Consider the following 17,706-nt stretch of genomic DNA (forward strand, 5'->3'; position numbering starts at 1 on the left):
GATCCGCATGAAAGCTTCCGATCTAGCAGCCCTGCCCTTCGCTGCGGGAGCAGCTCTGCGGCACCGTCGCTTTTTCCATCCTGACGGCGTGTTGGCCAATGGCTCAATCGAGCGGCTGGCACCTCCGGGAGAGGGCTTGCCGGTGGAATCCGGTGACATCGTGGGACGAATCTCCAAGGCAGTCGGTACCCCTGGCGCGCTTCCCGACGCCGCCGGCCTGGCATGGCGCATGCCTGCCGCCGCATTCGCCGCCACCCCCTGGGATGTCCTGCTGGTCTCCGCAGGTCTTGGATCAAGCGACTTCGTCGCGAACCGGGTCGCGTTGCGAGCAGTCACATCGTGGTCCGACGCGCTGTATTCCAGCCTCCTGCCGTTGAACTACCACGGCGAGCTGTGGTGGATCCGGGCCCGTCTGACCACACCGGTCGACGGACTCGGGCTGTCGCTACAGGCAGTGCGCCAGCACATCAGCGGTGGCGGTCTGCAGTTCGAGGTCGAACAAGCCTGCGGCACATCGGCTTTCGAGCCGATGGCCGCGCTCAGGCTGACCACGGTCGTCCCGCTCGCCGAGGAGGGCGACCACGATGTGAACTTCGACCCGGTCCGTCACACCGCGCCCGACGTGCGGGTCTGGCCGGAGTGGCTCCGGGACGTGCGGTCACGGGCCTACCGCAGCAGCCGTGAAGGGCGCGACGCCGAGACTTAGTCCGGCGGTTCGTGGTCGGGCTCGGCCACGTCGGGTGCAACTTCACGGGTGGCCATCCCGCCTTTGCCACCCATGTCTTTCGGGCCGGGACGGTCGATTCGACGTTCTTCGCGGTGATCGTCGGTGTAGTCGGCGTGGTCGTCTTCGTCTGAAGTCCGTTTACTCATGGCCCGGGGATTTCCCCGTGCAGACGGTTTCAACCGGGCCGGTGGTCGGCGTCACGCCGTCAATTCGCCGCCTCGCGGAGCTTCTCCAAGAGCGGTCCGGCTGCCTTGGCAAGGAATTCGTCCTGACCCTCGTCACCGATCTGAACCAGCGCGATATCGGTGAAGCCTGCCTCCCAATAGGGGCGTACCGCATCGACGATGGCGTCAAGGTCGGGACCGCAGGCAATGTTGTCCGCCACCGCCTCCGGGGTGACGAATTGGGTGGCGCCGGCGAAGCCTGCCGGAGTCGGCAGGTCGGCGTTGACGTCCCAGCCGCCACCGAACCAGCGGAACTGCTCGTGGGCCCGTTTGACCGCGGCGTCGCGGTCGGGATCCCAGCACACCGGAATCTGCCCGATCACCCGGCCGCCACCGGTCAAGCCCGTCGCCTGGCGAGCGGCGTGCCAGCCGTCGACGAGCTTGCCGTCGGGTTCGACGGCGATCATGTGATCGCCCGCTGTCGCGAATGCCTCGATTGAACGCTCGCCCGACACCGCGATGCCAATGGTGACCGGCACGTCCGGGACGTCCCAGATCCGTGCCGAATCGACTTGGAAATACTCACCCTTGTGGTCGACAAGCTCACCGCTGAGCAGTTGCCGGATGACCACGATCGCCTCGTTGAGCATGTCCTGGCGGCGCAGGACGGTCGGCCAGCCCTTGCCGACCACGTGCTCGTTCAAGTTCTCGCCGGCGCCGAGGCCCAGGGTGAACCGGCCGTCGGCGAGGATCTGCAGCGTGGCCGCCTGCTGCGCGACGACGGCGGGGTGATACCGCATGGTCGGGCAGGTGACGTAGGTGTACAGGTCGACCTGATCGGTGGCGTGAGCCACCGCCCCCAGCAGCGTCCAGGCGTTGGGCGCATGCCCCTGGGTGGTCAGCCATGGCGAGAAGTGATCGCTGCAGACTTCGAAGTCGAAACCGGCAAGCTCAGCCGAAACGGCATAGCCGACAAGCTCTTTGGGGCCGCTCTGCTCGGTCATCAGGGTGTATCCGAAGCGCGTCATCTGGCACGGGTACCCGCGCGCAACCGAGTAAAACGAGCAGGCTTACAAGCGCGCCTTGACTGCAGCCGACAGCCGCGACCCGTCGGCCTTGCCCGCAGCGATCGCGCTGGCCGCCTTCATCACCAGACCCATGTTCTTCGTCGACGGACGCTCCCCGAGTTCTTCGGCCACCTGCGCGATCGCGGTGTCGGCGACGTCGGCCACCTCGGCGTCGGTCAGCGGGGTGGGCAGGTATTCGTCGATGATCCGGGCTTCGGCGTGTTCTTCGGCCGCCAGTTCACCGCGTCCGTTCTGGGTGTAGATCTCGGCGGACTCGCTGCGCTTCTTGGACTCCCTGGCGAGCACCTTGAGCACTTCCTCATCGGAGAGTTCGCGCGCTGCCTTGCCCGAGACCTCTTCGGTCTGGATCGCGGCGAGCAGCAGTCGCAGCGTCGCAGTACGCAACTTGTCCTGAGCCTTCATCGCTTCGGTGAGGTCCGATCTCAGCCGATCCTTGAACTCCGCCATGGCGCAAACGCTACGCGCCGAAGATGGGCAGGACGTTGAGAAATGATCCGCCTGTCGACAGGATGGGCTCATGAGCAACGACGTCGGGGGCGTGCTCCAGTGACGGTACCGCCCGCTGGACCACCTGGACCGCCGCCCGGATGGCCTGGTCAACCGCCGTTCCCGGCCCCGGGTTATCCGCCACCCGGGTATCCCCCGCCTGGCTACCCGCCACCTGACTACGCCCCGCCCGGGTACCCGCCGCCGGGTTACGGCCCACCCGGGTACCCGCCACCGGGCTACGGCCCACCCGGATATCCGCCGCCCGGGTATCCACCCCCGATGCCCATGGCGCCGAAGCCGGGCATCATCCCCCTGCGGCCGCTGTCGCTCAGCGACATCTTCAACGGCGGTGTCGGGTACATCCGCGCCAACCCGAAGGCGACGCTGGGCCTGACGACCGTCGTCGTGGTGATCACCCAGATGATCGCGCTGGCGCTGCAACTCGGTCCGTTGATCGCTCTGGGCGCAAAGGTCGGCTCCGAAGCCGGCGACGAAGTGTCCACACCGGTGCTGGTGGGGTACGGGTTGTCGGTGCTCGCCGGCGCGGTGACCGGCGGCCTCGGCGGCATCCTGTTGTCGGGCATGCTCACCGTCGTGGTCGGCCGGGCCGTCTTCGGCACCAAGATCACCGTCGGTGAAGCCTGGCAGCGGGTAAAGGGCAGGCTGCTCGCCCTGCTCGGTTTGAGCGCACTGGAATTCGTCGCAGTACTGATCGTGACCGGTCTGGTCACCGCCGTCATCGCCGGGCTGGCGGTGGCGGGCAACGGCGTCCTGGCGGCGATCATCGGCATCCCGCTGGTACTCGGGCTGATCGTCGGCCTGGTCTACGTGTACGTCAACCTTTCGTTCGCGCCGGTGGCCATCGTGCTCGAGCGAAAGCCGGTCATGGAGTCCATCCGCCGCTCGTTCAGCTTGGTGCGCAACCACTTCTGGCGTGTGCTCGGCATTCAGCTGCTTGCTTTCGTCGTCGCAGGGATGATCTCCGGAGCGGTGTCGGTTCCGTTCAGCATCGCCGGACAGGTGATGCAGATCAGCGACACGTCGACCGGATCGATAGTCCTGTCCTACACCGTGATTGCGATCGGCGGTGTGATCGGACAGATCATCACCGCCCCGTTCACCGCGGGCGTGGTTGTCCTGCTCTACACCGATATCCGCATCCGCTCCGAGGCGTTCGATCTGGTGTTGCAGACCGGTGCCAACAGCCCCGCAGACAACGTGGCAGCCGACAATCTGTGGCTCACCCCGAAGCGGTAACTCCCAACCATCATGCCCACCATCGATATCGACCGTGAGACGGCCCACGAGTTGGCCCAGCGGGAGCTCGCCAAACCCATCTATCCGAAGACGTCGTTGATGGACAGGATCGGTGAGTGGATCGAAGAGCTGCTCTACAAGATCATGGTCAAGGGATCGTCGATCCCGGGTGGCTGGCTGACTCTCACCGTGCTGGCCATCGTGGTCGTGGTGGCGCTCATTGTCGCGGTCCGAATCGCACGCCGCACCATGCGGACCAATCGCGGCAAGGACATCGGGCTGTTCGGCATCCACGAACTCAGCGCGGCCGAACACCGGGCGACCGCCGAAGCCTATGCGGCTCAGGGTAACTGGGCCGCGGCGATCCGCCACCGACTTCGCGCGGTCGGTCGTCAGCTCGAAGAAACCGGAATGCTCAATCCGGTCCCGGGCCGCACCGCCAACGAGCTCGCCCGGGATGCGGGTGAGTTGCTACCCGCATTCAGCAGCGAGTTGCGCCGCGCGGCAACGGTGTTCAACGACGTCACTTACGGAGAGCAGCCCGGTACCGAGCCCAACTACCGCCTGGTGGCCGATCTCGACGACGCACTGCGCCGCCACGCCGCACCGAGCACCGGCGACCCGGGTGCTCCTGCCGTCCCCGACACCTGGGTTCCGCTGCGGTGAGCACGACCATCGGCCAGCGCTGGCGCACCGGACGCTGGGTTGCCCTGGCGCTGATCGCCATCGCCGCCATCGCGGCGATCAGCGCCTTCTTCACCGCCCCACGCCCCGGTGGCCGGATGGATCCGGCGTCCACCGGTCCCGACGGCGCGCACGCACTGGTGGCGCTGCTCAGAGACCAGGGAATCGACGTCGTTGTCGCCGGCAGCGTCGCCGACGTGGAGCGGGCAGCCGGGCCGGACACGCTGCTGTTGGCGGCCGAGACCTACTACACCCGGGGATCTGATCTGCTGAGCCGCCTTGCCGACGTCCCGGGCGATCGCCTGGTGGTCGAACCCACCTCGCGGGTGCGGCAGGCACTGGCCCCTGACATCCGGATGGGCGGCGCCAGCATGCTCACCATGCAGCCCGATTGCGATCTGCCCGAAGCCAAGCGGGCCGGGACCGTGGAACTGGGCTCGACCGATACGTACGAGAAAGCCCGTGACGTCGAGGTCACCCGGTGCTACGGCGGGGCGCTGGTGCGCTATCAGGCGGAGGGTCGCACGGTCACCGTCGTGGGGAGCGCGGACTTCATGACCAATGGCGGGTTGCTGCAGGAGGGCAACGCCGCGCTGGCGATGAACCTGGCCGGAAGCCGGCCTCGCCTCATCTGGTACGCCCCGCAGCGGGCCGAGGGTGAAAGCGATGCGGAGGGAACATCGCTGTCCGACCTGATGCCCGACGCGGTGACGTGGATCGTCTGGCAGCTGTGCCTTGGCGTCCTGCTGCTGGCGATCTGGCAGGGCCGCCGGCTGGGCCCGCTGGTCGCCGAGAAGCTGCCGGTTGTGGTGCGGGCCTCGGAGACTGTCGAGGGGCGCGCCCGGCTCTACCGGTCACGCCGGGCCCGCGGTCAAGCGGCCGACGCGCTGCGCACCGCGACGTTGCAACGCCTCGCTCCCCGACTGGGACTGGGCCCCAACGCTTCTCCCACCGCTGTGCTCGACGCGGTGGCTTCCCGCTACACCGGCGACGCCAGCACCGTGCAGCACGTTCTGTTCGGCCCGGCGCCGTCCACCGATTCCGATCTGCTCCATCTGGCCCAGGCACTCGACGACATCGAAAGGCAGGTCACGAAGTCGTGACTAACTTCGCCAAACCTCCCACCACCGCCGAGAGCGATGCGGCCCGCGCCGCGCTACTGGCCCTGCGCGCCGAGATCGGCAAAGCCGTCGTCGGCCAGGACGCCGTCGTCAGCGGGCTGGTGATCGCCCTGCTGTGCCGCGGACATGTTCTGCTGGAAGGTGTTCCGGGTGTGGCCAAGACGCTGCTGGTGCGAGCGATGGCCGCCGCGCTGCAACTCGAATTCAAGCGAGTGCAGTTCACGCCCGACCTGATGCCCGGCGATGTCACCGGCTCGCTCGTGTACGACGCGAAGACCGCGGCATTCGTCTTCCGCGAGGGACCTGTCTTCACCAACCTCATGCTGGCCGACGAGATCAACCGCACCCCACCGAAAACCCAGGCGGCCTTACTCGAGGCGATGGAGGAGCGCCAGGTCAGTGTCGACGGCGAGCCCCGGCTGCTCCCCGATCCGTTCATCGTCGCGGCCACCCAGAACCCGATCGAATACGAGGGCACGTATCAACTGCCCGAGGCGCAGCTGGACCGATTCCTTCTGAAGTTGAATGTTCCTCTGCCGCCACGTGATCAGGAGATCGCGATCCTGTCCCGCCATGCCGGCGGGTTCGACCCTCGTGACCTGAGTGCCATCAAACCGGTTGCCGGCCCCGCCGAGTTGGCCGCAGGCCGCACAGCGGTGAAGCAGGTGCTGGTCGCCGACGAGGTGCTCGGCTACATCGTCGATATCGTCGGCGCGACAAGGAATTCGCCGTCGCTGCAGCTCGGCGTGTCGCCGCGTGGCGCCACCGCGCTGCTGGGCACCGCGCGGTCATGGGCGTGGCTGTCGGGCCGCGGTTACGTCACCCCCGACGACGTCAAGGCCATGGCCCGGCCCACGCTGCGCCACCGGATCGGGTTGCGTCCGGAAGCCGAACTCGAAGGAGCCACCCCCGACGGCGTGCTCGACGGCATCCTGGCCGCGGTGCCGGTGCCGCGCTAGTGGTCCTCACCGGGCGCACCGGACTGATCGCCCTGCTGGGCGTTCTTCCGATCGCGCTGTCACCCTGGCCGGCAACGACTTTCGTCGTCGTGCTGCTGGTGTTGTCGGCGGCGGTGGCCCTCGACATGGCGTTGGCGGGAAGCCCGCACGCGCTGCAGCTGACCCGGACAGGCGACACGTCGGCGCGGTTGGGCCAGCCCGTCGGCGCTGTTCTGCATGTCCACAATGCCGGGTCCCGCCGGATCAGCGGTGCGCTGCGCGATGCCTGGCCACCGAGCGCCTGCGCCGACCCGCGCGCCCATCCACTCGCGGTCCGGGGAACGGAGACCGTCACCGTCACAACGCAGTTGCGGCCAGTGCGCCGCGGCGACCTGCGCTCCGAAGGGGTGACCGTCCGCTCGATCGGGCCGTTGGGTCTGGCCGGGCGGCAGCGGTCGCATCCCGTCGCGGGGCAGGTACGCATTCTGCCGCCGTTCCTGTCGCGTAAGCATCTGCCGTCCCGGTTGGCCCGGCTGCGCGAGATCGACGGTCTGCTGCCCGTCCTGATCCGGGGCCAGGGCACCGAATTCGATTCGCTACGTGAGTATGTCGTGGGCGACGATGTCCGGTCGATCGATTGGCGAGCCACCGCCCGCCGGGCCGATGTGGTGGTCCGGACCTGGCGTCCCGAACGGGACCGCCGAGTGGTGATCGTGCTCGACACCGGCCGCACCTCGGCAGGCCGGGTGGGCGTGGATCCCACCGCCCGCGACCCCAGCGGCTGGCCGCGGCTGGACTGGTCGATGGACGCCGCGCTGCTGCTGGCGGCGCTGGCTGCCCGGGCAGGTGACCACGTCGACTTCCTGGCCCACGACCGGCTCACTCGCGCAGCGGTATTCGGCGCCTCGCGCACCGAGCTGCTCGCTCATCTGGTCGAGGCGATGGCGCCGCTGGAGCCGGCGCTGATCGAATCGGATGCCACCGCGATGGTGGCCGCCGTGCAGCGCCGGGTGCGCCGTACGGCACTGGTGGTGTTGTTGACCGACCTGAACGCCTCGGCGCTGGACGAGGGGCTGTTGCCGGTGTTGCCGCAGCTGTCGACCAAGCACAAGGTGATCGTGGCCGCGGTGTCGGATCCGCGGGTCGACGATCTCGCGTCGGGCCGGGCGGATGCCGCGCAGGTCTATGACGCGGCGGCCGCCGAGCGCGCCCGTAATGATCGCCGGACCATCGCCAGTCGGTTGCGGCACAAGGGCGTCGAAGTGGTGGACGCCCCGCCGGAGGATTTGGCGCCGGCCCTGGCCGACCGCTACCTGGCGATGAAGGCCACCGGCCGGCTGTAAGCCTCAGCCCGTCGGGACGAAGTCGGGAGCGTCCTCGACATCCCCGGTCTCACCGGCACGGGTGGCCTTGCGGCCGAAGTAGACGACATAGGACAGGAAGGCCACCTCGGCGGCCACGCCGATCGCAATCCGAAGGAAGGTCGGCAGCGGTGAGGGCGTCACCAACGCCTCGAGCAGCCCCGACACCAACAGCACGCCGGCAAGCCCGACGGCCGCGGCCACCACCGCCCGGCCCTGCTCGGCCAGCACCTGGCTACGGGGCCGGTCGCCCGGGGAGATCACGGTCCAGCCGAGCCGCATACCGACCGCGCCGGCCAGGAACACCGCGGTCAGCTCGAGCAGGCCGTGCGGAATGAGGAGGCCGAACAGCACGTCCGCCTTGCCTGCGTCGACCATCAGTCCGCCGATGACGCCGAGATTGGCGGCGTTCTGGAACAGCACCCACGGGATGGGGATGCCGAGCAGGATCGCGTACGCGATGCACTGCGCGGCCACCCACGAGTTGTTCACCCACACCCGCAACGCGAACGAACTGGCCGGGTTCTCGCTGTAGTACGAGGCGAAGTCGTGGTTGACCAGATGCTCGATTTCCTCGGGCGTGCTCAGTGCCGACTGCACTTCGTGGCTGCCGCCGACCCAGACGCCGATGATCACCGCCACGACGAAAAACAGGACGGCCGTCGCCAGCCACCATCGCCACGCCCGATAAGCCACCACAGGGAACGACACCGTCCAGAACCGGGCGAATTCGTGCCACATCGGGGCATGCGCGCCGGTCACGGCAGCACGCGCGCGAGCCACCAGGCTGGACAGCCGCCCCACCAGGACGGAGTCCGACGAGGCCGAGCGGACCATCGACAGGTGGGTGGAGACCCGCTGGTAGAGCTCGACGAGCTCGTCCACCTCGGCCCCGGACAGCCGGCGGCGGCGCTTCACCAGCTCCTCAAGCCGCTTCCAGGTGTCCTGGTGGGCCAGCACGAAAGCGTCGACGTCCACTCGGCCGATGCTAGTAGCGTTGGTCGGCATGGTGCCTGAGACGGTGGTGACCGGGGATGCGGTCGTCCTCGATGTCCAGATCGCCCAGCTGCCGGTGCGAGCCGTCGGCGCGCTCATCGACCTCACCGTCATGATGATCGGCTACGTCATCGGTGTACTGCTGTGGGCAGCCACGATCACCCAGTTCGACGAGGCGCTGAGCGCCGCGGTCCTGATCATCTTCACGCTGCTGGTGATCGTCGGCTATCCCGTCGTCTTCGAAACCGCCACCCGTGGAAGGTCACTGGGCAAGATGGCGATGGGCCTGCGGGTGGTGTCCGACGACGGCGGCCCGGAACGCTTCCGGCAGGCACTGTTTCGCGGTCTGGCCGGGTTCGTGGAGATCTTCACGTTCATGGGCGGTCCCGCGGTGATCTGCAGCATGATCTCGCCGCGCGGCAAGCGGATCGGCGACGTCTTCGCCGGCACGGTGGTGATCAGTGAACGAGGACCCAAGCTACCTCCGCCACCGGTGATGCCGCCGGCCCTGGCCTGGTGGGCTTCGTCGCTCGAGTTGTCCGCACTGACACCGGATCAGGCCGAGCTGGCGCGCCAATTCCTTGCCCGGGCACCGCAATTGACCCCAGAGATACGCAACGAGATGGCGTACCGGATCGCCGCCGAAGTCGCCGGCCGGATCTCACCGCCGCCGCCACCCGGCGTCCCCCCGCAATACGTTCTCGCGGCCGTTCTGGCCGAACGGCACCGCCGCGAGCTGGATCGGCTGCGCCCGACCGGACCGCCGCCGCCACCGACGTATTCGGCTCCACCGCCGTCATATCCGAGCGCACCGCCGCCGTCGTATTCGGCCCCGCCACCCGCGCCCGCCGCACCGCCGCCCGTGCCCAGCACGGACGGGTTCGTGCCACCGAGTTAGTCAGCGCAGCCGCACGCCGATCACGATGAGGACCGATCCGGCCAGCGGCGCGATGGTGCGCACATGGTTCCAGAGGGTCCATGTCCGGTAATAGTCCTGCCACGGCAGTCCCGCGTCGAAGCGGTTGTTGAGCGGGACGTTGCAGGCGACGGTGACGACCAGCGGGACCAGCGCGAGCAGTGCCCCAGCCAGAAGCCACGCGCTACCGGGAACGCGCAGTTGCGTGACCGCGGCAACGCCCATCACGAGAGCGATCAGCGCCGACCCGAGGAACAGCGTCAGAAAAGGCGCGTTGGCCTGGGCTTCGGCGTTGATGCCGCGCATCGCGGTGGCCGCCTGGACCGGACCGGTCCGGTCCAAACCGCGCATCACGAACGTGGAGAAGGCATAGAACAGACCACCGACGGCGGCGGCGCTGACCGCGGCGACAGTCGCCAGATACATGACAGGTGAGCTCGACATGACGCCAGTGAACACTGGCATCGTGAGACACTACATGGTTGATAGTCGCGGTTACATACGCGTACGTCTCAATTAGACTCGCCCTGTGGACGCGCTCGTAGGCCTTCTCGACGGGGTTCGCGCACACGGCGCCTTCGTACTGCGCATGGTCCTCGATCCGCCGTGGTCGATGCGGATCCAGGATGAGGCTCCGCTGACCCTCGTCTGCGTGACCGCGGGCACCGCGGTGCTCTCCCCCGACGGCGGGGCCGCACCCGTCCATCTCGACGCCGGCGATGTGGCGTTGACTCGCGGCACCACGCACTATGTCCTCGCCGACAGCGCCGGCACCGCGCCCCAGGTCGTGATCCACCCCGGCCAGCGATGCACCACGCTGTCGGGTGAGGACCTGAAATTCGCGATGGCCCTGGGCGTACGCACTTGGGGCAACAGTGAATCCGGTGCCACCCGGGCGGTTGTCGGCGCCTACGAGGGTCACAGCGCCGTCAGCGTGCGACTGCTCAGCGCGCTGCCGAACGTCGCGGTGCTGCGCGCCGCCGAATGGGATAGCCCACTGCCCCAAGCACTTTCGACGGAGGCGCTGCGCGACGGACCCGGCCAGGAGGCATTCCTGGACCGGCTGCTGGATCTACTGCTGCTCGATTTCCTGCGCACCTGGTTCGACCGGCCCGGCGCCGCGCCACCATGGTGGATCGCCGAGTCGGACCCGTCGATCGGGCCGACGCTGCGGCTGATGTACAACAACCCCGAACATCCGTGGACCGTCGCGAATCTCGCTGCTGCAGCCGGTATTTCACGGGCAGCCTTCGCGCGTCAGTTCACCGCACTGGTGGGCGAGCCGCCGATCGCATTCCTGACCGCGTGGCGGCTGGCACTGGCCGCCGATCTGCTGGACACCTCGCAGAACACGATCGCGGCGGTCGCGCGGCGCGTCGGGTACAGCACGCCGTTCGCGCTCAGCACCGCCTTCAAGCGAGCCAACGGGATCAGCCCCGCCGCCTACCGCAACCGGCGGGTCATCGCCGGCTAGGAGAACGTCACCGCGAGGATCGCGACATCCAGAATCAACAACAACCACGCGACGGCGGGCACCAACCAGCCGCGCGGAAGTCGCGCGGTGAAGAACGTCAGCACGATGGCGACCACCGCCACCACCGGCGCGCCGTAGGTGAGCAGTCCGTAGACGAACCCGCTGGGCTTGGGACAGTTGGGGGCACTGCATGCCGAGGTGCTCATCACCGCACCCATGGCGAACAGCTGGACGATCCCCGCGCCCAAGATCGTCGACAGTGCCAGCAGCCAGTTCATCCACAGCCGACTCCGAGGCGCTTTCTCGTGAGTCTCGGTGGCATTCGATGCGGTCATAGACGACGGCTACCCGCCGCGGGCAGCCCGCACACGTGTTACGTCAGGCCGGTTGTTCCCCGCGCCTGCGGGCCGCGATCACGCTGGCCACCGAGGTCACCGCGATCGTGAGCAGAGCACCGAGCATGAGCGCCGACGGCTCGCCCGGGGTCATCAGCTGCTTCTGGGTGCCCAGCGTTGCCGCGGCCACCGGAACACCGAGCTGCGCGGCGGACAGCGCGGCCAGCGCCAGCGGTTGACCAGTCAGCCGCCCGACGCAATGGGCAAGTACCGCACCGACACCGAGCCCGACGCCCAGCAGGATGTAGGTGGGATGGTCGCCGAGTTCGCGGACCTGCAGTGAGGCGCCCAGCCAGACGAAGAACAGAGGGGCGAATAGTCCTTCGGTGATGCCGAACAGCTGGCGCGCCAGCCGCCGCGGTTCGCCCGCAGCCGCGACCGCGAGGCCGAGTGCGAAGCCCGCCAACATGATCGACACGTGCGAGGCAACCGCCACCGTTGCGAGCGTGAACAACGAGATCAGGCTGATCCGTAATTCGAGGGCAAATCCGTGCCGCTGCGAGTAGCGGTGCAGCCGCTTGCGCAGCCCGCGTCGGTCGAACGCCCGGATGGCGACGAACAACAGCGCGGCACATACCGCGATCACCACCGCCCCGATGGCGGCGGTCAGCGCACGCTCGGGGTTGATCACCAAGGGCAGCAACACGATCGACGTCGCGTCGGCGATCGCGATCTGGGCGGTGACGCTCTGCACCGACGGGCCGTCGATGCCGAGCGCCTGGATGACGGGCAGGGCCAGTGCCGCCGACGACGACGCCATCAGCACCGCGTACACCGCGGCGTGATCGGTGTGGAAGGCGCTGGCCAGCCCGACCGCGAACACCGTCGCCACCGCGCCGACGAGGACGGCCCGCAGCACCGCGCCCGGAATCGACGACCGCAGCGTGACATCGCGGATCGGGACATGGGTGCCCACCACGAACATCACCAACGCGAACCCGATGTCGGCCAGGAAGGTGAACGTCGGGTCGGCCGCGTCGACGAGGCCGAATCCGGTTCTGCCGATGAGCAATCCCACCGCGAGCTCCCCGATGACGACCGGGATCCGCAGCCTGGGAACCGACGCCAGTAACGGGCCGGCCATTCCGACGACCGCCACCAGCGCCAGCGTGGAGAAGCCGAAATTCACGCTGTGTGCACCCACGAGACGAGCCGGCACGGGATCGGGGTGTTCTCGTCGGTCATGAAGCTCGCGCAGACGCGGTGGTAGCCGTCGGCGATCTGGAGGGCATCGGCAGCGGTGCCCCGGACCAACAGGATCGGCGACAGCTTCTTGCCTGCGTCGATCTTCTGCAGGTCGTCCTTGACGTGCGCATTGCTCGGTGGCAGCAGGGCGAGTCGCGCCGCGCGGAGGATGTCTTTGGCCTTGCGGTACACCGGCTTCGCCGATTCCAGAGCACGCACGGTGGCGGCCACGGTGGCGTCCTCGGCGAGCATGCTCAGATAGTCGGCCGCCGCGTCGTAGTCGTGGTCTTCAGGCTCGTCCAGCCATTTCACCGCCATGGTGTGCTGAGGGTACTCGCGCTGCCTACAGGCCAAAGCGTTTCGCGAGGACGGACAGCGGATCGTCAGCGTCGCGACGTCCCCGCGGGCCGGGTCTTTCTGCGCCGACGAAGGTGTCCGGGCGCGTCCACTCACGCACCGCCCAGCGTTCGGCGATCGCCCAGCGGCCGTCCCGGCGCTCCATGTGGTCGACGTATCGGGCACCGGTGGTGAAGTTGGTGCGCTGATCCTGTTCGGGCCGGCCCCAATGCGTTGCCATCAGATAGGTCTCGCTGATCGCGGTATCCTCGCCGACGAAGTCGACGTAGTGGTTGCCGATGAAATGCATTGTCCCCGCGATGAACTCGAGGTTTTTGCGCAGCCACGGAAGGAAGTCGTCGACGGTCCCGTCGAAGCCGGTGTGGTGGTCGACGCCGTCGGGGTGATAGGCCTGTCGCACCAGGTCGAGGTCGAGGCGGTCGACTCCGCGGCAATACAGGGCGACCACGTCGCGGATCGCGTGGATGTCGGCCAGCCGATCAGACACCGTAACCTCCGTCTACATCGAGCTTTTGGCCGGTGATGAAGCCCGCTCCAGGCGAGGCGAGGAAGCAGACGGCCTCGGCGACATCGGTGGCCGAGCCGAAGCGCCCCAGCGGGGTGTTGCGCCGGGCGGCGTCCAGTGCCTTGTCGTCGAGGTCGCCGTCGGCGATCAGGCGTTGCGCGTTGCCGTCGACGAGCATGCCGGGACCCACGCAGTTGGCGCGCACTCCGAATCGACCCTCTTCAGCCGCGATCCCCCGGATCAACGCCTCGATGGCGGCCTTCGGAGCGACCGACAGTCCGTCCCGGACGGCGAAGCGACGGGTGGCCGCGGTGGTCACGGCCACCAGGCTGCCCTTCGAGCTGCGCAGGTGCGGCAAGGCGGCGGAGGCGACATTGAAGAAGCCACCGGTGTCGGTGCCGAGCTGCTGATCGAAGCGGCCCGGTTCCACGGTGCTGAGGTGACGCATCGGGATGTGAGCGCCGGCAGCGTGGACGAGGGTGTGCACGCCGCCGCTCCCGGCGAACGTGTCGATGACCCGTCGAACCGCCGCGGCGTCGGTGATGTCGAGCTGCGCTGAGCTGACGTTGGCACCCGCGAGTTCAGCTGCCTTGCTTGCGTTGCCGTAGTAGGTGAAGCCGACCCGCGATCCACGCGCGGTCAGCATCCCGACGATCGCGGCCCCGATCCCGCCGGTGCCGCCGACGACGATCGCCGTGCCGGGCAGCGTGCTGAAGTCACCCACGCGCTACATCGTCCCAACAGCGGGCGCGGCACGGGCGAAGATGTACCGCTGTTCGAGAATCGCGACCGCCCTGCCCCTAGACTCCACGGGAGTCGTCACACACCGGGAGTCACCATGGGCGCGCCACCTCCTCCGCCGGGTTGGTATCCCGACCCCAACGGCGGTCCGCGCATGCGGTACTTCGACGGTGTGAAATGGGCCGAGCAGATCTCGCCGCTCAACGCGTCGTCGTCACCGTTCGCACCCGGCCCCATGCAGCCGCCGTACAAGTCCGCCGCCGTCGCTGGAGTGCTGCAGCTGTTCTTCGGAACGTTCGGAATCGGGCGGTTCTACATCGGCACCACCGGGATGGCCACGGCGCAACTCGTCCTGGGACTGGTCGGACTTTTCTTCACCCTGTTCTGCTTCGTCGGCGTCGTCATCCTGGTTCCGCTGTGGATCTGGACCTTCGTCGACGCCATCATGATGTTCGCCGGCGCGGTCACCGACGGGGACGGGCGCAAGCTTCAGTGACCCGCCGTCGGCTATGCGGGAATCCAATTGCCGTGGAAGCCATAGGGAACCCGTCGCGGCAGCCGGATCCGCGCGACCGGCTTGCCTGCGAAATCGGCCGCATCCAGGATCACCAGATCGCTGCCGTCGCGCGCCGCGTCGTAGACGTAGGCCATGTACCAGCCGTTGCTCTCGTCGGCCGGCCCTGACGCCGACGGGACGAAGACCGCCTCCCCGGGTCCGCCAGGCGCCAGGCCGCTGGCGAAGTGGTGCTCGACCGCATCGCCGGTCGTCAGGTCGTGGCGCACCAGGCTGGCGTCGCCGACCGACACCGAATAGCGGGCAGGCAGCCCGGCCAGCCGGTCGTCGATGCGTGGGAACTCCACCGCCCGGTCGTCGAGCTGCCGCTCACTGACCGTGCCGGTCTGCAGGTCGATGGTCCAGCTCCACAGCACCGCGCTGGCATCGAAACCACCGTTGTCGCGCCACAGTTCGGGGTACCGAACTGCCTGCAGGACAATTGATTTCCCGTCGGCGCTCTCATGGGCGTTGGCGACGTGGAAGACGTAGCAGGGGTCGATCTCGAACCAGCGGATCTCGCCGAATGGATCGTCGCGGCGCAGCACACCCAGCCGTGCGCCGTAGGCGTCATCCCACCGGTAGGGCATATCCCCCTCGCCCGCCAGGGCGATGTCGATGTTGAACACGATCGGCAGGTCCATGAAGATGACGTGCTGCGCGGTCAACGCGAAGTCGTGCATCATCGTCAGCGCCTTGACGTCGACCGGGCGATTGATCGTCAACTCGCCGTTGGCATCGGCACGATGGTAGGTGACGTGCGGGGCGAAAATGCTTCCATAGCCGAAGAAGTGCAGCTCTCCGGTCGTCGGACAGATCTTCGGATGAGCGGTCATCGAATCGACCAGCTTGCCGCCAAAGTCGTAGCAGCCCACCGTTTCCAGCTCGTTGGTGATCTCGTACGGCAGCGAGGATTCGACCAGCGCGAGGGTCTTGCCTGCATGGTTGACGACGTGGGTGTTGGCCACCGCCGCCCGCAGGTCGCGCGTGCCGTCCTCGCGGTAGAGCGGAAACGGCTCGATGAAGCTGTCGGTACGCACCCAGCGGTTGCGGTACCACTTGGCCGCACCGCCCTCGATGCGCACGCCGTGGATCATGCCGTCGCCGGTGAACCAGTGGCCGGTGGCCTCGCGCGGGTTCGGACCGTTGCGCAGGTACCACCCGTCGAGCTCGGGCGGGATGGCGCCCTCGACGGGCAGGTCGAATTCGGAGAGTTCGTCGGGCACCGGCGCGTAGTTGCCGCGCTGAAAGAACTGGCCGTCGGTAGGCAAGTTGGCTGAGTCGGTGGTGATGTCCGTCATGCCGACAACTTTGACAGTCCACTGATGACATGTCAATGGTGAAGTGTCAGATAGTCCACAACTGACATGTCGAGCTTTACGATGGTCGGGTGAGTCTTCGGTACGCGGCGCTCGGGCTACTGGCCCAGCAGCCTGGAAGCGGGTATGACCTGCTCAAACGGTTCGACGTGTCGATGGCCAACGTCTGGCCCGCGACGCAGAGCCAGCTCTATGGCGAGCTGAACAAGCTGGCCGACGCGGGGCTGATCGAAGTCACCGATGTCGGCCCCCGGGGCCGCAAGGAGTACCGCGTCACCGACGCCGGCCGCCAGGACCTGCTGCGCTGGATGACCAATCCGCAGGACGATCCGCCGTATCGCAGTGCCGAACTGCTGCGGGTGTTCCTACTCAGCGAGATGACCCCCGAGCAGGCCAGGACCTATATGGCGTCGGTCGCCGAGCATGCCGAGGCCGAGCTCACCCGCTACGAACAGGTGCGCGACTCGATGGATTGGGGCGACAGCGACGCCGGGTTCTACGGGCGCGCGGCGCTGGAGTTCGGCCTGCGTATCGAGGCCATGGAGGCCGAGTGGGCACGCTGGGTGATCAACGAAATCGACCGCCGATCGAATTGAACGTTGCATCGCGATAGTTTCCGATATATCGTCAACGTATCGGAAACGCATTCGGCGTATCCAGACCAGAAACGAGAACTTTCATGAACACCCCATTTCCCCAGTTCGGCGGCCCTGACATGGGTCGCCCAGGCTTCGGACCGGGCTTCGGCCCCGGAGCCGGCTTCGCACCGGGCGGTCGAGGCCGCCGCGGTGATCGCCACGACCGTCACGACCGGCGTCGCGAGTTCCGTGATCAGCTCCGCGAGCAGTTCCGCGAGCACGGCGGCCGCCACGACGGCCCCGAAGGATTCGGCCCGGGCTTCGGCCCCGGCTTTGGCCCGGGTTTCGGGCCCGGCTTCGGACCCGGTGGTGGACGCGGCGGGCGCCGCGCACACGGCCGTGGACGCGGACGCGGCCGCCGCGGTGACGTACGCGCCGCAATCCTCAAGTTGCTCGCCGAGCGACCGATGCACGGCTACGAGATGATCCAGGAGATCGCCGAGCGCAGCCAGGATCTGTGGAAGCCGAGCCCCGGCTCGGTCTACCCCACCCTGCAGCTGCTGGTCGACGAAGGTCTGCTTGTCGCACGCGAAACCGAAGGCAGCAAGAAGCTTTTCGAGCTGACCGACGAGGGCCGCGCCGCCGCCGAGAAGATCGAGACCGCGCCGTGGGACGAGATCACCGAAGGTGCCGACCCCGGCCAGATCAACATTCGTGCCGCCGTCGGCCAGTTGTTCGGTGCCGTGCGGCAGGCGGCCTTCGCTGCCAACGCCGAGCAGCAGCAGCGCATCGTCGACATCGTCAACAACGCGCGCCGCGAGATCTACCAGATCCTCGGCGAATCCGAGTAACCCCATC

At 67.8% G+C, this 17,706-nt stretch carries 22 protein-coding genes; 11 read left to right on the plus strand and 11 right to left on the minus strand.

All coding sequences use genetic code 11. The features are described 5' to 3' along the window. The first annotated feature begins 7 nt into the window (after positions 1 to 7). Complete coding sequence (locus EV580_RS13205; protein WP_133691613.1) at positions 8 to 706, plus strand: phosphodiesterase; 699 nt, start codon at positions 8 to 10, stop codon at positions 704 to 706. Here the strand turns inward: EV580_RS13205 and EV580_RS33715 are convergent. The 3 genes from EV580_RS33715 to EV580_RS13215 are packed head-to-tail and all read right to left on the minus strand — an operon-like array spanning position 703 to position 2,426. Continuing rightward, positions 703 to 873: a hypothetical protein gene (locus EV580_RS33715; protein ID WP_166654688.1), complete on the minus strand. Its 171-nt coding sequence runs from the start codon at positions 871 to 873 to the stop codon at positions 703 to 705. The genes EV580_RS13205 and EV580_RS33715 overlap by 4 nt on opposite strands. Positions 874 to 932: 59 nt before the next feature. Further along, positions 933 to 1,919, minus strand: coding sequence for an LLM class F420-dependent oxidoreductase (locus tag EV580_RS13210; protein WP_133691614.1), 987 nt, complete (start codon positions 1,917 to 1,919; stop codon positions 933 to 935). A gap of 42 nt (positions 1,920 to 1,961) precedes the next feature. Beyond that, entirely contained in the window at positions 1,962 to 2,426 is a 465-nt protein-coding gene (locus tag EV580_RS13215; RefSeq protein ID WP_133691615.1) for a GatB/YqeY domain-containing protein, read from the minus strand. Between the two features lie 42 nt (positions 2,427 to 2,468). On the opposite strand from EV580_RS13215, the gene EV580_RS13220 reads away from it, so the two are divergent. From EV580_RS13220 to EV580_RS13240, 5 genes are read left to right on the plus strand one after another with little or no spacing between them, the layout of a single operon-like run. Further along, a complete protein-coding gene (locus EV580_RS13220) occupies positions 2,469 to 3,725 on the plus strand; it encodes a DUF7847 domain-containing protein (RefSeq protein ID WP_133691616.1) in 1,257 nt (418 codons plus the stop codon). A gap of 12 nt (positions 3,726 to 3,737) precedes the next feature. Then, positions 3,738 to 4,391: a DUF4129 domain-containing protein gene (locus EV580_RS13225; protein ID WP_133691617.1), complete on the plus strand. Its 654-nt coding sequence runs from the start codon at positions 3,738 to 3,740 to the stop codon at positions 4,389 to 4,391. Further along, positions 4,388 to 5,512 (plus strand): DUF4350 domain-containing protein, encoded by a 1,125-nt coding sequence (locus EV580_RS13230; protein WP_133691618.1) that lies wholly within the window; start codon positions 4,388 to 4,390, stop codon positions 5,510 to 5,512. The genes EV580_RS13225 and EV580_RS13230 overlap by 4 nt, the downstream gene beginning before the upstream one ends. Continuing rightward, positions 5,509 to 6,489 carry an AAA family ATPase gene (locus tag EV580_RS13235; protein ID WP_133691619.1) on the plus strand — a complete coding sequence of 327 codons (981 nt, stop codon included), beginning with the start codon at positions 5,509 to 5,511 and terminating at the stop codon, positions 6,487 to 6,489. Before EV580_RS13230 ends, EV580_RS13235 begins: the two co-directional genes overlap by 4 nt. After that, a complete protein-coding gene (locus tag EV580_RS13240) occupies positions 6,489 to 7,811 on the plus strand; it encodes a DUF58 domain-containing protein (protein WP_133691620.1) in 1,323 nt (440 codons plus the stop codon). The genes EV580_RS13235 and EV580_RS13240 overlap by 1 nt, the downstream gene beginning before the upstream one ends. A 3-nt stretch (positions 7,812 to 7,814) precedes the next feature. Here the strand turns inward: EV580_RS13240 and EV580_RS13245 are convergent, their stop codons facing one another. After that, a complete protein-coding gene (locus EV580_RS13245; protein ID WP_133691621.1) occupies positions 7,815 to 8,807 on the minus strand; it encodes a stage II sporulation protein M in 993 nt (330 codons plus the stop codon). A 7-nt stretch (positions 8,808 to 8,814) separates the two neighbouring features. Between EV580_RS13245 and EV580_RS13250 the strand changes: the two genes are divergently transcribed. Next, entirely contained in the window at positions 8,815 to 9,723 is a 909-nt protein-coding gene (locus EV580_RS13250) for an RDD family protein (RefSeq protein WP_133691622.1), read from the plus strand. On the opposite strand, the gene EV580_RS13255 is transcribed toward EV580_RS13250, so the two are convergent. After that, the gene (locus tag EV580_RS13255; RefSeq protein WP_286171555.1) at positions 9,724 to 10,206 is read right to left on the minus strand and encodes an anthrone oxygenase family protein; all 483 of its coding nucleotides are present in this window, start codon (positions 10,204 to 10,206) and stop codon (positions 9,724 to 9,726) included. 64 nt (positions 10,207 to 10,270) lie between these two features. Here EV580_RS13255 and EV580_RS13260 point away from each other — a divergent pair, with 64 nt between their 5' ends. Then, positions 10,271 to 11,215: an AraC family transcriptional regulator gene (locus tag EV580_RS13260; RefSeq protein WP_133691623.1), complete on the plus strand. Its 945-nt coding sequence runs from the start codon at positions 10,271 to 10,273 to the stop codon at positions 11,213 to 11,215. Here the strand turns inward: EV580_RS13260 and EV580_RS13265 are convergent. The 5 genes from EV580_RS13265 to EV580_RS13285 are packed head-to-tail and all read right to left on the minus strand — an operon-like array spanning position 11,212 to position 14,381. Continuing rightward, entirely contained in the window at positions 11,212 to 11,550 is a 339-nt protein-coding gene (locus tag EV580_RS13265; RefSeq protein ID WP_255525246.1) for a hypothetical protein, read from the minus strand. The two genes, EV580_RS13260 and EV580_RS13265, sit on opposite strands and share 4 nt — an antisense overlap. 43 nt (positions 11,551 to 11,593) lie before the next feature. Further along, positions 11,594 to 12,694 carry a cation:proton antiporter gene (locus EV580_RS13270; RefSeq protein WP_286171588.1) on the minus strand — a complete coding sequence of 367 codons (1,101 nt, stop codon included), beginning with the start codon at positions 12,692 to 12,694 and terminating at the stop codon, positions 11,594 to 11,596. Between the two features lie 41 nt (positions 12,695 to 12,735). Further along, the gene (locus EV580_RS13275; protein ID WP_133691625.1) at positions 12,736 to 13,113 is read right to left on the minus strand and encodes a hypothetical protein; all 378 of its coding nucleotides are present in this window, start codon (positions 13,111 to 13,113) and stop codon (positions 12,736 to 12,738) included. 25 nt (positions 13,114 to 13,138) lie between these two features. Next, the gene (locus EV580_RS13280) at positions 13,139 to 13,639 is read right to left on the minus strand and encodes a nuclear transport factor 2 family protein (RefSeq protein WP_133691626.1); all 501 of its coding nucleotides are present in this window, start codon (positions 13,637 to 13,639) and stop codon (positions 13,139 to 13,141) included. Continuing rightward, positions 13,632 to 14,381, minus strand: a complete 750-nt coding sequence (locus EV580_RS13285) for an SDR family NAD(P)-dependent oxidoreductase (RefSeq protein WP_133691627.1) — start codon at positions 14,379 to 14,381, stop codon at positions 13,632 to 13,634. Before EV580_RS13285 ends, EV580_RS13280 begins: the two co-directional genes overlap by 8 nt. Positions 14,382 to 14,495: 114 nt before the next feature. Here EV580_RS13285 and EV580_RS13290 point away from each other — a divergent pair, with 114 nt between their 5' ends. Continuing rightward, on the plus strand, positions 14,496 to 14,894 hold the full coding sequence (locus EV580_RS13290) for a TM2 domain-containing protein (RefSeq protein WP_133691628.1): 399 nt from the start codon (positions 14,496 to 14,498) through the stop codon (positions 14,892 to 14,894). An 11-nt stretch (positions 14,895 to 14,905) separates the two neighbouring features. Here the strand turns inward: EV580_RS13290 and EV580_RS13295 are convergent, their stop codons facing one another. Continuing rightward, a complete protein-coding gene (locus EV580_RS13295; RefSeq protein ID WP_133691629.1) occupies positions 14,906 to 16,252 on the minus strand; it encodes a carotenoid oxygenase family protein in 1,347 nt (448 codons plus the stop codon). Positions 16,253 to 16,341: 89 nt separating this feature from the next. Here EV580_RS13295 and EV580_RS13300 point away from each other — a divergent pair, with 89 nt between their 5' ends. Next, a complete protein-coding gene (locus tag EV580_RS13300; RefSeq protein WP_133691630.1) occupies positions 16,342 to 16,866 on the plus strand; it encodes a PadR family transcriptional regulator in 525 nt (174 codons plus the stop codon). Between the two features lie 83 nt (positions 16,867 to 16,949). Continuing rightward, the gene (locus tag EV580_RS13305; protein WP_133691631.1) at positions 16,950 to 17,699 is read left to right on the plus strand and encodes a PadR family transcriptional regulator; all 750 of its coding nucleotides are present in this window, start codon (positions 16,950 to 16,952) and stop codon (positions 17,697 to 17,699) included. Positions 17,700 to 17,706 lie beyond the last annotated feature (7 nt).

Source organism: Mycobacterium sp. BK086 (genome assembly GCA_004362315.1).
In the GTDB taxonomy this organism is placed as follows: domain Bacteria; phylum Actinomycetota; class Actinomycetes; order Mycobacteriales; family Mycobacteriaceae; genus Mycobacterium.

Bases quoted from the DNA above. Each gene is read 5' to 3' on its own strand.
- EV580_RS33715 (WP_166654688.1), bottom strand. From the start codon at position 873: ATGAGTAAACGGACTTCAGACGAAGACGACCACGCCGACTACACCGAC.
- EV580_RS13275 (WP_133691625.1), bottom strand. From the start codon at position 13,113: ATGGCGGTGAAATGGCTGGACGAGCCTGAAGACCACGACTACGACGCG.
- EV580_RS13215 (WP_133691615.1), bottom strand. From the start codon at position 2,426: ATGGCGGAGTTCAAGGATCGGCTGAGATCGGACCTCACCGAAGCGATG.
- EV580_RS13220 (WP_133691616.1), top strand. From the start codon at position 2,469: ATGATCCGCCTGTCGACAGGATGGGCTCATGAGCAACGACGTCGGGGG.
- EV580_RS13290 (WP_133691628.1), top strand. From the start codon at position 14,496: ATGGGCGCGCCACCTCCTCCGCCGGGTTGGTATCCCGACCCCAACGGC.
- EV580_RS13210 (WP_133691614.1), bottom strand. From the start codon at position 1,919: ATGACGCGCTTCGGATACACCCTGATGACCGAGCAGAGCGGCCCCAAA.
- EV580_RS13250 (WP_133691622.1), top strand. From the start codon at position 8,815: ATGCTAGTAGCGTTGGTCGGCATGGTGCCTGAGACGGTGGTGACCGGG.
- EV580_RS13305 (WP_133691631.1), top strand. From the start codon at position 16,950: ATGAACACCCCATTTCCCCAGTTCGGCGGCCCTGACATGGGTCGCCCA.
- EV580_RS13255 (WP_286171555.1), bottom strand. From the start codon at position 10,206: ATGCCAGTGTTCACTGGCGTCATGTCGAGCTCACCTGTCATGTATCTG.
- EV580_RS13270 (WP_286171588.1), bottom strand. From the start codon at position 12,694: ATGGCCGGCCCGTTACTGGCGTCGGTTCCCAGGCTGCGGATCCCGGTC.
- EV580_RS13295 (WP_133691629.1), bottom strand. From the start codon at position 16,252: ATGACGGACATCACCACCGACTCAGCCAACTTGCCTACCGACGGCCAG.
- EV580_RS13205 (WP_133691613.1), top strand. From the start codon at position 8: ATGAAAGCTTCCGATCTAGCAGCCCTGCCCTTCGCTGCGGGAGCAGCT.
- EV580_RS13225 (WP_133691617.1), top strand. From the start codon at position 3,738: ATGCCCACCATCGATATCGACCGTGAGACGGCCCACGAGTTGGCCCAG.
- EV580_RS13265 (WP_255525246.1), bottom strand. From the start codon at position 11,550: ATGACCGCATCGAATGCCACCGAGACTCACGAGAAAGCGCCTCGGAGT.